This is a genomic window from Psychrobacillus sp. L4 (assembly GCF_042944905.1).
Taxonomy (GTDB): domain Bacteria; phylum Bacillota; class Bacilli; order Bacillales_A; family Planococcaceae; genus Psychrobacillus.
This window is the reverse complement of sequence record NZ_CP168496.1, coordinates 1,430,819-1,446,587: the sequence shown is the minus strand read 5'-3', so window position 1 is coordinate 1,446,587 and position 15,769 is coordinate 1,430,819. Positions and strand designations below refer to the sequence as shown.

The window sequence follows — 15,769 nt, the reverse complement described above, 5'->3', positions numbered from 1 at the left end:
ATGAGAAGTTTCTTTCTTTGTAATTGCTCCACTAGGTCACGCCCTCCCCGTAAAGAGATTTTTCAATCGAGATATAAATTTACTTTGTCTAGGTAAACTCTCTTTCTCAAAGTCTAAATCCGAGAATTTGCTGGCAATCTCTTTTAACTTTTTCGTTATTTCAGCATGAGGGTATAATAACGAAAATGGAACTTGTTCTTTCACCGCTTTTCGAACAGCTGGATCCTCTGGTAAAGAGCCAAGTACAACGATTTCTTTAGATAAAAACTTGGACATCGCTAATTTTAATCTAGATGTTGTTTCAATGCCTTCCTCATCGGTAAAAGTCCTATTACACAAAAGAAAGAAATTTTTATCTGGATCTTTATAAAAAATAAATTTCATCATGGAATATGCATCGGTTATAGATGTTGGTTCGGCGGTCGTTATGACGATAATATCATCGACAGAAACTAACAAATCCAATGTTTGACTTGTTGCTCCAGCCCCCATATCAAATACAATATAATCATAATTTTTTTGCATAAACTCGAATGCTTCTACTAGTCTTCCAAACATTTCTTCATTCCACTCCATTACACCCGATAAACCAGATCCACCAGAGATATATTGAAGATTATTAGGACCTTCAAACAACACTTCTTCAATGGAAGCATCTCCTACTAAATAGTCTTTCAAATTAGAGGAAACTGTTTTCCCTAGCAAAATATGAATATTTCCCATACCTATATCCATATCAATCAGAACTACTTTTTTACCTAATGAACTTAGCATAGTAGTGAAGTTCATGGAAAAATTACTTTTTCCCACTCCTCCTTTACCACTGACAACCGCAATAGATCTTCCTAGTTTGTTCTGACTCCTAAGCATTCGCATTCTTAATTCTTCTGCTTGATCACTCATAACGAATCCCCTTTAAAAGCATATTGAGTAATTCATTTTGATTAGCCTCAACTATATCTTCTGGGACTTCTTGACCATCAGTATAGTAAGCAAGTCCCTTCTTATATTTAACCATTAAATTGATAATTGAGCCAATAGAATTTGTTTCATCAAGCTTTGTAAAAATATATTTTTCAATAGGGAATTCTGTGAACTGTTCGATAATCACTTCCATGTCTTTTTGCTTAGAAGTAGTGGACAGAACAAGAAAGGTTTCTGTGTTCTCTTTTAGGTCAATCAGCTTTTGTAAATCCTCTACAAACTTGAGCTCTTTATAATTACGTCCTGCAGTATCTATAAAGACTATATCTAAAGTTTCGAAACTTTTCATTGCATCTTGTAAATCTATTTCATTGTAAACAATTTCAATGGGAGCTTGAAGCAAGCCTGCATACGTCTTTAATTGCTCAATTGCAGCAATTCGATAAGTATCTGTGGTAATAAAACCAACTTTTTTCTTTTTTTCTAAAACTGCTCGAGCAGCCATTTTGGCAATTGTTGTCGTCTTCCCTACACCTGTTGGACCTAACACATTAATGTATTTCTTCGAATAGGACAAACCACCAAAAGGAACCTGGTCTAAGAGTGACGACAATATTTTCTTCGTATTTCTAATTTGTTCTTCTAAATCTAATTTTTGATTATTTTCTTTCATATGCATAAAAAGCTCATCACTAACTTTTGTGATAAGCTCTTCTGCTAACTCTTGTTCCTTCAAATGATGAATAAGAGCTTCTAGTTCGTCTGGATATTTATCATCCAACTGTGGACGTTGAATCGACTTCACCATATGTTTTAAGTCTTCTAATTCTTTTTTAATTTCGTCCGTTGCCTTACTTGAATGAACCATTTGGACGGTTGCTTTTTCTACAGGAGCAGGAGGTGGATCAAACGTATCAATACCCGCTAACACTTCGATAGACTTCTTTTTGAACATTCCTAAAAAACCTTTCGAATAAGCAACTTTTGAATTCAAAATGATTGCTTCTTCCCCTAATTCATTTCGAATTAGTTTCATCGCTTCGGGCATTGTATTAGCCGTGTATTTTTTCATCTTCATTCAACATTCACCACTCCTACGCTTTGTACCTCAATGGAAGATTCTAATTCATTATAAGAAAGTATCGGAATTTGAGGAAAATATCGTGCTGTCATTTGACGCATATACACCCTTACTGCAGGCGAACATAAAATAATGGGCGATTGTTCCATCAATGATGCTCGTTCTATTTCCTTCGCCATCGATTCTAAAATTGCTTGTGAATCATTTGGATCGATAGACAAATAGTTACCATGTTCCGTTTGCTGGATACTATCCGCAATTAATTTTTCTACTCTACCCGAAACAGTTAGAACTTTTAGCACATGATTATTCCCTGCATATTGTGTCGTAATTTGTTTCGCTAATGATTGCCTTGTATATTCAGTTAATATATCGACATCGGAAGTCATTTTTGAATAATCTGCAAGTGTTTCAAAAATAATGGGAAGATTACGAACCGAAACATGCTCTCGTAGTAAATTCCCTAAAACTTTTTGTATTTCTCCAACTGAGAGTGGTGTTGGTGTTAGTTCATCTACAAGTATTGGATATGTTTCTCTAATATGATCAATCAGTTGTTTCGTTTCTTGACGACCTAGTAGATCATGTGCATTATTTCGAATTATTTCCGTCATATGTGTAGAGACAACACTTGGAGGATCAACAACCGTATAACCAAGTATTTCTGCTTCTTCTTTCACTGATTCCGTAATCCATTTGGCAGGTAAACCAAAAGAAGGCTCAACAGTATCGATTCCTTCGATGGAATCATCATCTCCAGGACTCATCGCTAAATAGTGATCAAGTAATAATTCGCCTCTCGCCATTTCATTTCCTTTAATTTTAAGTCGATATTCATTTGGTTGTAATTGAATATTATCTCGAATACGTACAACTGGTATGACAATACCTAACTCTAACGCAAGCTGTCTTCGTATCATTACTACCCGGTCAAGTAAATCTCCACCTTGTGCAGTATCTACTAAAGGAATAAGTCCATAACCAAATTCAAACTCTATTGGATCTACATTTAGAAGATTAATAACATTTTCCGGACTTTTCATATTGTCCGTTGTAACTTCTTCTTCAAATTCTTCTATTTCATTTGGATCTTCTTTGCTTGATTTATTCATCATATATGCACCTACTGCCAAAGCGATTGCAATTGGAAAAGTAATTAACGGTCCTACCGGAGTAACTATTCCAAGTAAAGCAATCGTTCCAGCTGCAACGTAAAGCAGCTTTGGCTGAGAAAACAATTGACTAGTAATGTCACTACCAAGATTTCCATTAGATGCCGCTCTCGTTACTACAATCCCCGTAGCTGTGGAAATTAATAGAGCTGGAATTTGAGAAACGAGACCATCCCCTACAGTTAATGTAGAAAAAAGTACTGCCGCTTCCGCAAAAGGTAGTCCTTGTTGCACTACTCCTATGATAATACCAACAACAAGGTTGATAAGTACTATGATAATACCAGCAATGGCATCCCCTTTTACGAATTTTGTCGCACCATCCATTGCACCATAAAAGTCTGCTTCGCCACTTACTTTTTCACGTCTTTCTCTTGCTTCCTTCTCAGAAATCATCCCTGCATTCAAATCAGCATCAATACTCATTTGTTTCCCAGGCATAGCATCTAACGTAAATCGAGCAGCAACTTCGGATACACGTTCTGCACCTTTCGTAATTACAATGAATTGAATAATTACTAATATAGTAAATACAACTAAACCTACTAATATATTTCCACCTGTTACAAATGTACCGAAAGTTTCTACAACTTTACCAGCATCACCTTCAGATAATATGGCTCTTGTAGTGGACACGTTCAGACCGAGTCGGAATAGTGTTACGAGTAATAATAAAGGAGGAAAAACAGAAAATTGAAGGGCCTCTTGCATATTCATAGCGGTCATTAATATTAACAAAGCGATTGTAATATTAATGATAATTAGGAAACTTATTAACCAATGTGGAAGAGGAATTACTAGCATTGCCACAACAGATATTACAGCTGCTAATACGGTTATATCGCGGACTTGCATATACTTCCACCTCAAACTTTACCTTTAAATTTTTTGTTTAATTCGATATACATAAGCAAGTACTTCTGCAACAGCTTTGAAAAATTCATCCGGAATTCGTTGGCCAATTTCGACTTGATCATACATTGCTCTTGCAAGCGGACGATTTTCAACCATAACTACATCATGTTCTTTTGCAATAAGTTTGATTTTCTGAGCAACAAAATCTGCACCTTTTGCAACAACAGTTGGAGCATCCATCGATTCATCGTCGTATTTTAAAGCGATTGCAAAATGCGTTGGGTTCGTAATAACCACGTCTGCTGATGGAATTTCTTGCATCATTCGACGCATAGCCATTTCCCTTTGCCGCTGTCTTATACGGGATTTAATAATTGGATCTCCATCTGAATTTTTATGTTCATCTTTAATGTCTTGTTTCGACATTTTAAGATTTTTTTCATAGTCAAACCGCTGATAGAAAAAATCCAAAACAGAAATAAATAATAAAACACATGAAGCTGCTATTCCCATCATTCCGGTTAACCAACCTACTGTTGAAAGTGTGTCCCATGCTGTCTTAAATGATAAAGATAACACCTTTTCTAAATTCATCCATAGAATAAGGGTAGTAACAGAACCAATAAAAGATATCTTTAATATAGACTTCAAGAGTTCAATAATTGCTTTAAGCGAAAACATTCTTTTGAGACCTTTTATTGGATCAATTTTTTTTAAATCAAACTTTAAGGGTTCGGTTGTAAACAACAATCCAAATTGAAAAAAGTTTGCAGCGATAGCCGCAACAACAGCCACACCCATAATCGGAAGCAATACTTTTGCCATTCCTATGAGTAATTCTTTATATATTTCTACAGCCGTATCAATCGAGAGATTTTTGATTAACATATATTTTGTAAAGGTAACATCAAAAAAAGAAAACAATTCCGCTCGTAAATACCCTGCACTAAACAATAAAAACAGAAAAACGGAGAGTAATACGATAGCGCTTGTAACATCCGCACTTTTTAAAACTTGTCCTTTTTTACGGGAATCTTGTCGTTTTTTAGGTGTTGCTTTTTCTGTTTTTTCTCCTGCGAAAAACTGCAAGTCTAATCGGAGTTTCCACATACTATCCACCACCTAAAATAATCATTAAATCTCGCATGCTTACAACCATTATTTGAAACAATTTTTGGACAACTGCCATTAATACACCCATCATGACGAAAAGAACTAAAAAACTTACACCTATTTTTATTGGAAAACCAACTACAAATATATTTAGCTGAGGTACAGTTCTAGCAGTAATCCCTAATGCAACATCCACTAAAAATAGGGTTGCAACTATTGGTATCGACATTTGGAAAGCAACTGCAAAAACACCCGCAAATGTTTTCATAATAAATTCGACGTAATTTTCTTGCCCAAAAGGTGGCCAAGCAAGTTCCAATGGAATAAACTTATAACTATAAAAAATACCATCTAATAGCAAATGATGTCCGTTAAGTGCCAATAATAATAGGAGAGCTAGTGTATTCAAAAATTGTCCAACTAATGGACTTTGGGCACCCGTTTGAGGGTCAATCACATTGGCAATAGCAAACCCCATCTGAAAATCAATGAATCCGCCAGCGATTTGAATTGCTGACATGATGATATAAGCCAACAGACCAATAAATAAACCAACGATTACTTCTTTCATAATTAATAATATGTAATCCCCATTCAGTTCAAACGGACCAACATCCATCGTGTAATACATCATCCACGAAATAACGACAGCGAATGCAATACGGTGAGTAGCAGGAATTGTTCGATGTGAAAAGAGAGGTAAAGTGACGAAAAACGCAGAAACACGTGCGATTACAAGCAATAAAACAGTTAATTTAGGTAAAATTTCATTCATCGAATCAACCAATGTATCGTATTAAATTTTCAAAGATATCCGATGCATACGATGTTACATGAGAAAGCATCCACGGTCCGAAAAAAACAATGGCAACTAAAACAGCAATAATTTTAGGAACAAAAGCTAAAGTTTGTTCTTGAATTTGCGTTGTTGCTTGAAAAATACTGACTGCTAGTCCAGTTATTAAAGCGATTAAAAGAAGAGGACCTGATGTAAGAAGAATGACCCAAATAGCTTGTTCTGCAATCGAAATTACCATTTCATTACTCATTACGATCAGCTCCTAAAAACTTTGTAATATCGATTTCATTACTAAATACCAGCCATCTACTAAAACAAATAACAAAATTTTAAATGGTAAAGATATCATTACTGGAGGTAGCATCATCATACCCATAGACATTAAAATACTCGCTACTATCATATCAATTACTAAAAATGGTATGAAAATCATAAAACCAATTTGAAATGCCGTTTTAATCTCACTTAATGCAAATGCAGGAACCATCACAGTTAATGGGATATCATCAATTGATTCTGGTCGCTCTGCCTCTGTATAACGTAAAAATAACTCTAGATCTTTTTGCCTTGTTTGCTTGCTCATAAATTCCTTAAAAGGACCACTTGCATTTTCATACGCCTGTTCCAATGTAATTTTCTCATCAAAGAGTGGAGTAAGTGCTTTTTCATTCACTTCTTGAAATGTAGGTGCCATAACGAAAAATGTTAAAAATAAGGATAACCCTACAATCACTTGGTTCGGTGGCATTTGCTGTGTCGCAAGTGCCGTTCGAACAAATGAAAGAATAATAACGATTCTAGCAAAGGAAGTCATTAGTATTAAAATACTAGGCGCCAAAGATAAAACCGTAAGCAATAGCATTAATTTGATAGAAGTGGCGACGTTTGACGGATCACTGTCCGAAAAAAACTGGACGAAATCATTCATTCTCTTCTCGCTCCTTTGTCTTCCAATCCTTTATAACATCGCTACGGTCTTTTTGGATTTCTTGTAATCTTTTTTGGAACGTTTCGTTAAATGTAGGATCTTTTTTTTCATTACGATTCTTTTTCTTAGAGAGATTTCCTTTTAGGAGGCTAAAAAGCTCTGTTATGTACGGTACAGTCTTTCCAATCTCAAGCTTCTCATCGTACTTTTTGGTAAGTTTGCTTATTTCCTCAGGATCTGTAATTTCTTTTAGTAAGGAAACATCTTCTCCTATTCCCACTAAAAACAGCGAATTACCAACCTGGAGGAGTTGCACAGATTTACCTTGACTAATCCCAACTCCACCTAAATTTTGAATAAGTTGGTGCGTTTGATACGTTTTATTTTTACTGTTCACAAAACGTAATAATCCATAAAGTAAGAGAATTACAAATGCTAATGCAAAAATCATCTTCACATAATCCCAAATACCTACAGATACACCACCAGAACCTTTGTCTAAATCCTTGTCAGTATCTGTACCTGTATCTAGTGTTGTTTTTTTGCTTGGCTCATCTTTTAACTTGTTATAATAATCGTCAATACTCCCGTTTGGGTCTGTTGCTGCATGAACTACCGTTTGAAAAGGTAATAGGATTAGCAAGCAAAAAATGCAATAAATGATGGTTAATTTCCTCTTCATTTCATTACGCGAGCGCTTTTGAAATTGCTTCAATTACGCGATCTGCTTGGAATGGTTTAACAATAAAATCTTTCGCTCCGGCTTGAATTGCATCAATAACCATTGCTTGTTGTCCCATTGCAGAACACATAATAATAACTGCATTTGGATTCTTTCCTTTAATTTCTTTTAATGCCGTGATTCCGTCCATTTCCGGCATTGTAATATCCATTGTTACTAAATCAGGCTTTAATTCCGCATATTTCTCAACTGCTTGAGCGCCATCTCCTGCTTCTCCTACAACTTCAAAACCATTTTTTGTTAAAATGTCCTTAATCATCATACGCATAAATGCTGCATCATCCACTATTAATATTCTTTTCGACATAATACGACTCCTCCGTTACTTATCTTAAATTGTTAATTCGTTCAGCTTGACTTAAAATATCTGTAATTCGAACTCCAAAATTCTCATCAATTACGACAACTTCACCTTTTGCGATATGTCTGTTGTTTACTAGAATATCTACTGGTTCACCTGCTAATTTATCTAGTTCAATTATTGATCCACTAGTGAGTTCTAGAATGTCTTTTACAGTTCTTTTAGTACGACCTAATTCTACTGTTACTTGAAGTGGAATATCAAGTAGTAAATTTAAATTTCTCGATTCATTTTGTGATAAGCTTGGTGCTTCGAAACTAGCAAATTGCGCTTGTTGTACTTCCACTTGTGGTGTTTGTGGTCGCGTTTGCGTAAACTGCATTTGTGTTTGTGGTTGAATTTGTTCGTTTGTCTGTTGCTGTTGAGGGATAGGAGTTGGAGTTGCTTCCACTCTTTCTTCCATGATTGTCGCAGCAACTTGATCTTCTTCCTCTTCACCCATTAAAGATTTTACTAATTTTAATCCAAACTCCAGGGGAAGTAATTGCATAATATTTGAATCTATTAACTCTCCTATTTTTAGTCGGAAGGAAATCTTAATGAGTAATTCATCATTTGGAATAGCATTTATTCCTTCACCTACTCCTAAATTCATCAAATCTATCGAAGGGGGAGAAATATCTACTTTTTTATTAAATACTGTCGACATCGAGGTAGCTGCCGATCCCATCATTTGATTCATCGCTTCTTGCACAGCACTTATTTGAATTTCACTTAGTTCTGGTTTTGGATCTGTTCCATCTCCGCCAAGCATTAAATCCGCGATAATTGCTGCATCGGATTGTTTAATAACAAGTAAATTCATGCCAATTAGTCCCGCAGTATATTGCACTTGTACCGCTACGTATGGTTGAGGAAACTCTTCATCTAATCTTGAACGCTGAATCATATCAATACCTGGAGTAGTAATTTCTACCTTTTGACCTAAAAGAGCAGACAACGCGGTTGCAGAGCTGCCAAAAGAAATATTACCAATCTCCCCAAGTGTATCTTGTGCAAAGGAATCTAAATAATCTTCTACATTAATTTCTTCTGCAATAATTGCGCTTTTCTCTTCTTCAATTGAAGTTCCTCTAAGGAGAGCTTCAATTTCTTCTTGGGAGAGCATATCATCACTCATCATCATCCTCTCCTCCTTTCAAAATTTCAATGACTTGTACAGCCATCCTTTTTTTAAGTTTACCAGGTTGTGCCTTGAATTTAGGTATTTCTCCAACTTTTATCATAAGAGGGTCCTCTATTTTAGAATTTAATTGTATGACGTCACCTAATTGCAAAAACAATAAATCTTCTATAGAAATATCCGTTCTACCTAACTCTGCTACTAGAGGAATTTCAGCTGATTTTACTCGCTTCTCTAATACTTTTAATTGTTCGGGTGAAACTTCTTTCTTATTTGTTTGCATCCAATATCGTACGGATAAGTTAGGCACAATTGGCTCTAATACAACATGAGGTATACAAATATTAATCATTCCACTTGTTTCACCTATAATCGTGTTGAATGAAATAACAACAACCGTTTCGTTTGGTGAAATCATTTGAAGAAATTGTGGATTCACTTCCAGTTCCGTTAATATTGGATCTATATCGGCTATATTTGCCCAAGCTTCTCTAAGATTATCAAATGAGCGCTCAAACAAGTTGGTCATAATTTTTGTTTCAATTTCTGTTAAACTATCTGTTTTTGTATATGCCCCACCCTTTCCACCCATCAATAAATCATACATCGTATAGGCGATATTCGGGTTAATTTCCATTAGAATATTCCCCTCCAGTGGCGGAACTTCAAAGACATTGATCAGTGTCATATGTGGTACAGAGCGAATAAACTCTTCAAATGGTATTTGATCAACAGATACTACTGAAATTTGTACATACGTCCTTAATTGGGCAGAAAAAAATGTAGTTAATAATCGAGCAAAGTTTTCATGTATACGCGTTAAACTACGAATTTGATCTTTTGAGAACCGAAGTGCTCGTTTAAAGTCATATACTCTTACTTTCCGAGATTCTTGCTCAATTTTCATCTCATCTGCTGTCATTTCGCCTGTTGAAAGTGCACTTAACAACGCATCTATTTCTGATTGAGATAGTATATCCCCTGCCAATCTGCCCACCTCCATTCAAAAATATTGGCTTACTGAATAATATAAGAAGTTATATAAACTTGTTGAACTTCTCCTATATCCATTAACTCATTTATTTTAGTTTTTAATGTTGCTTCGAACGATATTTTTCCTTGTTTTCCTTCTAAATCTTGCTTTGTCATCTCGGAAAGCTCATTAATAACTATATTTTTAATTTGAAAATCACGTTTCGTTAATTCCCCTGCAGCTTTTACACTGTCAGTTTGAACTTTTAACGAAATTCGAATAAATTGATTGCCAGCCAAATTGGTTGTAATTTCTGGTATATCAACAGAAGATTCAACAATTTGATCAATCGTCGGCTCTGCATTTTTATCCGTTTTATTTAACTGTGTAATAATTACTAATGCAACGACACCAAGCAATGTAATACATACCAAAATAATTAGCATAATGGTTAGAAGTTTGTTTTTACTCTTCATATTCTTCACCTCTTATATTGGGGTTCGATAATATATGTATTTCCTTATAAAATTGAGTGATTTGACTAGTTACTTCTTCGTGTGATTCTAAAGCAACGAACTTATGACCATTCGTGAGCGTTATCGTAGTATCCGGAAAAGATTCAACCGTCTCTATGTATATAGCATTCAACGAAAATTCTTTGCCGTTTAATCGTGTTAATTTAATCATGATTATAAGGGCCGGGCCATTATAGGAACGGCCCAACCCTCCCTTACAAAAATTATTAGTTTAATAGATTAAATCAATTTCATAGACCAGAATGAATTCCGCTCTCCGCGGGGGCAGCATTCGCATCGTTTGCGATGTCTCATCTGTCTTACTCATCCCGTTGGAGTCGCCGGCTGTCGCTCCATTCAATAAAATAGTCATTATTCGTGTTTTAATAATTAAATGCTATTTATGAAATTAATTTGATTAACGTTTTAAGTTAATAAGCTCTTCTAAAATGGAGTCCGATGTTGTAATGATACGAGTGTTTGCTTGGAACCCACGTTGTGCAACGATCATGTCTGTGAATTCTTCGGATAGGTCAACGTTTGACATTTCTAGGAAGCCTGAGTTGATTGAACCCATTCCTGATTCAGTTGCAGTTTGAAGAATTGGATCTCCTGAATTCGCTGTGTCTTTGAAATAGTTTGCTCCAACCTTTTGTAAGCCGCCTGCATTTGGAAATTTAGCTAGAACTAGTTGACCAGCCCAACGTAATGTCCCTTCTTTGTCCACAAATGATACTGTTCCATCTTGACCAATACTCATACTTTGCGCATCGGTTGGTATTTTTATTGGTCTATATTCTCCACCAATTGTAATCGGCGTATCAGGCAAATAACCTCCTCCGGTATCAAGGTTACCAGTTGCTTCCCAATTTCGCTCTACACTAGAAGCATCGGGGTATGATAAGTTAGTTACTGCTGCTTTAGCTGATGCTAGTGTTTCTGCTGCATTTGTTGCAATTTTTTCTGCTTCAAGAGCTGCTTTAGCATCAGCACCATCAATATGGCTAGGGTCCATAGCATTCTTTAAGTCATCTTCTGCTTTTTTTAAATCATCTTCTGCTTTCGTTACTGCTGCTGGGTCAGCAGGATTAAGAGCTTTAGCATCTGCTAGATCATCTTTTGCAGTTTTTACATCTGCTTTAAGTGGGTCAAGCGTTGCATTTAAAGTATCTGTAGCAGTCTTAGCATTATCTGCAGCGGTCTTAACATTACCTGTTGCTGTGGCTACTAAATCTTTTGCATCTATAAGAGCTTGAGGATCTACTTTAGTAACTCCACCAACTAAGAATTTACCATCACTATTTATTAAATAACCTTGATTATCCATATAGAAGTTACCAGCACGGGTGTATAACGGATTGACAAAACCATCACGACTAGCATTTGTTGAGTCAGCTACTTGAAAAAATCCATCTCCTGAAATGGCCAAGTCAAGTGTATTACCAGTAGATTGTAATGCTCCACCAGAATGAATTGTATCAATTGCAGATAATTGAGAACCTAATCCTACTTGCTTAGCGTTTACCCCTCCTCTAGTAGCCGTAGCACCAGAAGCTGATGAGGTTGTTTGTGAAATCAAGTCTTTAAAAATGGTACGTCCTTTTTTAAACCCGTACGTATTTACGTTTGCGATATTGTTACCTATTACGTCTAGTTTTGTTTGGAAGTTTTTTAAGCCGGAAATTCCTGAGTACATGGAACGAATCATATATTTTTTCTCCCTTCAATTTGTGTTCTAGCGTCTATCAGTCAGCTGCACATAGCATCCTTTATAGGTCCTGCTATTTTTTAATACAGCACAATGGTGCCGTCGATATTTGTAAATAATTGATTTTTCGCTTCCTTGCGATCCATAGCAGTAATCACCGTCGCATTTTTTGCACTGACGATTAATGCAGCTTGATCCATCAATACTAATGAGTCATTCACACCTTTTGAGCGTGCTTCTGATACTTTTTCACTTACAAGTTGCCATTCTGCGTCAGAGATATGTATATTTCTTTCCGCTAAGCGCTGATTTGCATGTTTGCTTACCTTTAGTTCAGTTTTTACAGTTGCTTCATGTAAATGCTGTAAAAAAGACTGTTTAGGTGCTGTAACTTGGTTAGATGTAAGTGATTGACGGATACTTGGTTGCAGAGGGACTCGATTAATAGAAATGTTGTCCATTGCATATCTCCGTTCTCGTTTATTTAATAGAAATAATTTGATCTGCTGTTATGGATGCACCACCAACTAGATTAAATATAACTTTTCCATCTTTTTTAGATACAGATTCTACTTGTGCTGAAACTGCTGTATTTGTTCCAGTTTCTGCTTCCATATTATCTACTGTGCTCGTCGGAATATAGCTAACTGTTTTGCCAATCATCATGCTTGCTTCTACTAAGCTATTAGAACTTGAAGCACTGGAAATAACTTCGGAAATATTACCAGGAGTAATTACTTTTCCATCTGCTAACGTAAATTTCACACTTCCATCAACAAATTTAATAGAAGAAATTGTGCCTGTACCTTCATTTATTATTGGATTTTTTTTCTCATCTAACTTATCCGTCAGTTCGTGCCACTTCACTTGTTTTCCAACAAAATTACTATATTCGATCATTTGAGTTTGTTCTTGTGCTTGTGCATACTTTTCAAATGCGGTTGTTAAGTTTGTCATTTGCTCTAATGAAGAAAATTGTGCCATTTGTGCAATGAATTGTGAGTCATCCATTGGTTTTGTCGGATCTTGGTTTTGTAATTGTGCCATTAAGATTTTCAAAAAAGCATCTTTACCTAAAGTACCATTTCCAGTCGTTGCTGTTTTAGGAGCTTTATTGGCTAAGTACATATTACTAGTAATTGCATTCATTTCAGCCATTGTTTAGACCTCCATTTCTTTTAATAAGTCTCCGAAAGTTGAAGGCTCTTCTGTGTCGTCTTTACTATTTTCCTTATGCTCTTGTTGTTGCTGTTGTTGTCTAAAAGATTCTTGGAAAGTTTGGTTGCGTTCTTGTCTGGATGAGTCCTGTAATGCTTGCGTAATTTCTAATTTATCCAGTTGTATATTTTGATTTACTAAGCCCTGCTTTAATTGATTTGAATGTGTATCTAACATCTCTTTTCCAAGAGCAGTAGAAGCCAGCATTTTAGTAGTAAGCATGCCATCTTTTTGTATTAACTCGATTCGAATCGTTCCAAGATGTTCAGGATAAAGCTTTACTACAAGTCTGTTTGCTCCACCAGCTTGACCAAACTGTACACGATTCATTACTTTTTGTAATTCTTTCATAAACTCTTCGGATTGAGCAGGTTTTTCAGTAGGCAATGTGATAGACACGTTTTCTACTTTTGCTTGTACAATGGTTGATGTCTGACCTTGTACATTAGTGGTTACTTCTTTTGTCTCTGTAACTGTCTCGGTTGGAGAGGTTACTTGCTTAATAATCACATGTTGAACTATTGGTTTCATTGCCTGATCCAAAGTTAGTGGCTTTGTTATATTAGATAGCGCTTGATCACTTTCGCTTGTTGGAACTTTTTTTGAAACTGCTTCTTTTAAATCATCTACTAATTGATTTATATCAAACAATGTTGACTCTTTTTTTAACGTTAAATCTGATTTTTTCCCAATCAATTGCACAACTTTCAGTAATTGTACTGCTTCTTTTGCTTCAACAGGTGTTACTGAACCTTGTCCATTTAAAGACTTCAAAATTTCATCCGTCAGTTGACTAGCTTGTTCATTTATACCAGCTAATAAATCCCAAATATTCGATTCTCTAGGATCATCATCTGTATCCGTTTTTTCTCCTGAAAGCTTATTTAATAGTTCTTTCAGTTCTTTTGGAATCACCGTTAGTTCTTTCGATCCCAATAAAGTCTCGACTTCTTCTAGTGAATCTGCATTTAATATAGATGCTAATCCTTGCGTAAGATTTTGTTGCGATTCAATTGGATTTGAAGTAACTATTTGTTGCGCCTGCTGATTCAATAATAGCTTGCCAAAGATATTTCCAAATTGTTGATTGTTTTGAGTAGCTACTTGTTGCTGTTCTGGTGGCTGGTTAACAATATTATTCCCCATATGAACGACTGTTGCGATATTCAATATTTCACCTCCCTTCAAATAGAAACAGTTATTGCTTTGTCATTAACTCCGTATATTTCGCTGCTGCATCTGGAGTCATTTTTTCGAAAATTTGTGCTACAGTATCTGGTTTTAAACTTGATAAAATTCGTAAAGCTTCTGCGTCGCTCATTTTTGTAATGACAGGAGCAGCTGCTTTAGCAGACATTTTTTCGAATGTAGAAACAATTGAAGAATATTCTTTCTTTGTACTTGTTTGTTCACGTTGAAGGTTATCGATTTCATCCAGTAAACGTTGTTGTTCTATCAATAAACTTTCATTTGTTTTCGAAGAATTATCTAATTCAATTTGCAATTTATCAATTTGTGCTTCTTTTTCTTGAATTTCCGCTTGAATCGAGACAACTTTTTTTTCTAATCGTTCTGTTTTTATATCCTCTGTAACTACTTTAGGTTGTCCTACACCCGTTAGTTCTTTTGCTTTTTCAAATACATTTACATTGGTTAGTTGCGCAACAAGTAAGAGAATAAATAAAGTAAATAAAAAAGGTATGATAAACCAATAAAAAAACATTTTCAATTTGCCTACACCTTTGGATTCATCGTCAACTTTTTCCATGCTATTATTCTTTTTGTTCCGTTTAGCCACGTTTTTACTCACCTAATCTCTTTGTTTTGAAACTTTAAAGATGATATTTCATCTAACTGTATTGTTTCAAGTCTTTGTTGTTCTTGCTGAAAAAGTTCATAGTCCTTTTCTTTTATCTTTTCAAACTTACGAACTTCTAGAGACTTTTCTAATAATCTCTCTTCAAACCAATGCATTTTAGAACGTGCTTGGATAACTTCTTTCTGTACCTTGTCAATTCTTTTTTGCAATCCTTCGATGTAGTTTGCATAGTGATGAATATGATTAATGGATAAACCTTGTGTTAAATGGTTATTTTGGTCATCTGTCGTATCTTCCTTCTTCTTTAGCAGCGTGTATAATTCAGTTGCCACTTTCTCAAAAGCCACGACAGACTCTTTGTAAGCCATCTCTGTTTCCGCTTTCTCTTGTTCTCGAACTGTTAAAACTTTCGCGAATTTATACTGATATGCAACCATT

Annotated in this window: 19 protein-coding genes; all 19 read right to left on the bottom strand. The window is 35.4% G+C overall.

Annotated features, from left to right (window positions below; all coding sequences use genetic code 11):
- Nucleotides 1-36: 36 nt before the first annotated feature.
- A complete protein-coding gene (locus tag ACEPXG_RS06725) occupies nt 37-903 on the bottom strand; it encodes a MinD/ParA family protein (RefSeq protein WP_391208679.1) in 867 nt (288 codons plus the stop codon).
- Nucleotides 896-2,002 (bottom strand): flagellar biosynthesis protein FlhF, encoded by a 1,107-nt coding sequence (gene flhF, locus ACEPXG_RS06720; protein ID WP_391208677.1) that lies wholly within the window; start codon nt 2,000-2,002, stop codon nt 896-898. The genes ACEPXG_RS06725 and flhF overlap by 8 nt, the downstream gene beginning before the upstream one ends.
- Nucleotides 1,999-4,032, bottom strand: coding sequence for a flagellar biosynthesis protein FlhA (gene flhA / locus ACEPXG_RS06715; RefSeq protein WP_151699487.1), 2,034 nt, complete (start codon nt 4,030-4,032; stop codon nt 1,999-2,001). The genes flhF and flhA overlap by 4 nt, the downstream gene beginning before the upstream one ends.
- Nucleotides 4,033-4,056: 24 nt before the next feature.
- A complete protein-coding gene (flhB, locus tag ACEPXG_RS06710; RefSeq protein ID WP_391208675.1) occupies nt 4,057-5,142 on the bottom strand; it encodes a flagellar biosynthesis protein FlhB in 1,086 nt (361 codons plus the stop codon).
- Nucleotide 5,143: 1 nt separating this feature from the next.
- The gene (gene fliR / locus ACEPXG_RS06705; RefSeq protein ID WP_151699485.1) at nt 5,144-5,920 is read right to left on the bottom strand and encodes a flagellar biosynthetic protein FliR; all 777 of its coding nucleotides are present in this window, start codon (nt 5,918-5,920) and stop codon (nt 5,144-5,146) included.
- Between the two features lie 4 nt (nt 5,921-5,924).
- On the bottom strand, nt 5,925-6,194 hold the full coding sequence (gene fliQ / locus ACEPXG_RS06700; RefSeq protein ID WP_151699484.1) for a flagellar biosynthesis protein FliQ: 270 nt from the start codon (nt 6,192-6,194) through the stop codon (nt 5,925-5,927).
- 12 nt (nt 6,195-6,206) lie between these two features.
- Complete coding sequence (gene fliP, locus ACEPXG_RS06695) at nt 6,207-6,872, bottom strand: flagellar type III secretion system pore protein FliP (RefSeq protein ID WP_151699483.1); 666 nt, start codon at nt 6,870-6,872, stop codon at nt 6,207-6,209.
- Entirely contained in the window at nt 6,865-7,587 is a 723-nt protein-coding gene (locus ACEPXG_RS06690) for a flagellar biosynthetic protein FliO (RefSeq protein ID WP_391208673.1), read from the bottom strand. Before ACEPXG_RS06690 ends, fliP begins: the two co-directional genes overlap by 8 nt.
- Nucleotides 7,559-7,921 carry a response regulator gene (locus ACEPXG_RS06685; protein ID WP_151699481.1) on the bottom strand — a complete coding sequence of 121 codons (363 nt, stop codon included), beginning with the start codon at nt 7,919-7,921 and terminating at the stop codon, nt 7,559-7,561. Before ACEPXG_RS06685 ends, ACEPXG_RS06690 begins: the two co-directional genes overlap by 29 nt.
- Before the next feature lie 19 nt (nt 7,922-7,940).
- Nucleotides 7,941-9,095, bottom strand: a complete 1,155-nt coding sequence (fliY, locus tag ACEPXG_RS06680) for a flagellar motor switch phosphatase FliY (RefSeq protein ID WP_391209815.1) — start codon at nt 9,093-9,095, stop codon at nt 7,941-7,943.
- Nucleotides 9,088-10,086, bottom strand: a complete 999-nt coding sequence (gene fliM / locus ACEPXG_RS06675) for a flagellar motor switch protein FliM (protein ID WP_391208670.1) — start codon at nt 10,084-10,086, stop codon at nt 9,088-9,090. Before fliM ends, fliY begins: the two co-directional genes overlap by 8 nt.
- Nucleotides 10,087-10,115: 29 nt before the next feature.
- Nucleotides 10,116-10,547 carry a flagellar basal body-associated protein FliL gene (fliL, locus tag ACEPXG_RS06670; protein ID WP_391208668.1) on the bottom strand — a complete coding sequence of 144 codons (432 nt, stop codon included), beginning with the start codon at nt 10,545-10,547 and terminating at the stop codon, nt 10,116-10,118.
- Nucleotides 10,537-10,758 (bottom strand): flagellar FlbD family protein, encoded by a 222-nt coding sequence (locus ACEPXG_RS06665; protein ID WP_391209812.1) that lies wholly within the window; start codon nt 10,756-10,758, stop codon nt 10,537-10,539. Before ACEPXG_RS06665 ends, fliL begins: the two co-directional genes overlap by 11 nt.
- Before the next feature lie 246 nt (nt 10,759-11,004).
- On the bottom strand, nt 11,005-12,294 hold the full coding sequence (locus ACEPXG_RS06660; RefSeq protein ID WP_391208666.1) for a flagellar hook-basal body complex protein: 1,290 nt from the start codon (nt 12,292-12,294) through the stop codon (nt 11,005-11,007).
- An 80-nt stretch (nt 12,295-12,374) separates the two neighbouring features.
- The gene (locus ACEPXG_RS06655) at nt 12,375-12,755 is read right to left on the bottom strand and encodes a TIGR02530 family flagellar biosynthesis protein (RefSeq protein WP_391208664.1); all 381 of its coding nucleotides are present in this window, start codon (nt 12,753-12,755) and stop codon (nt 12,375-12,377) included.
- 19 nt (nt 12,756-12,774) lie between these two features.
- Nucleotides 12,775-13,452: a flagellar hook assembly protein FlgD gene (gene flgD / locus ACEPXG_RS06650; protein WP_391208663.1), complete on the bottom strand. Its 678-nt coding sequence runs from the start codon at nt 13,450-13,452 to the stop codon at nt 12,775-12,777.
- A 3-nt stretch (nt 13,453-13,455) separates the two neighbouring features.
- Nucleotides 13,456-14,682, bottom strand: coding sequence for a flagellar hook-length control protein FliK (locus ACEPXG_RS06645; protein WP_391208661.1), 1,227 nt, complete (start codon nt 14,680-14,682; stop codon nt 13,456-13,458).
- A 28-nt stretch (nt 14,683-14,710) separates the two neighbouring features.
- Nucleotides 14,711-15,310, bottom strand: coding sequence for a MotE family protein (locus ACEPXG_RS06640; RefSeq protein WP_391208659.1), 600 nt, complete (start codon nt 15,308-15,310; stop codon nt 14,711-14,713).
- 8 nt (nt 15,311-15,318) lie between these two features.
- Entirely contained in the window at nt 15,319-15,768 is a 450-nt protein-coding gene (gene fliJ / locus ACEPXG_RS06635; RefSeq protein WP_391208657.1) for a flagellar export protein FliJ, read from the bottom strand.
- Nucleotide 15,769: the final 1 nt, after the last annotated feature.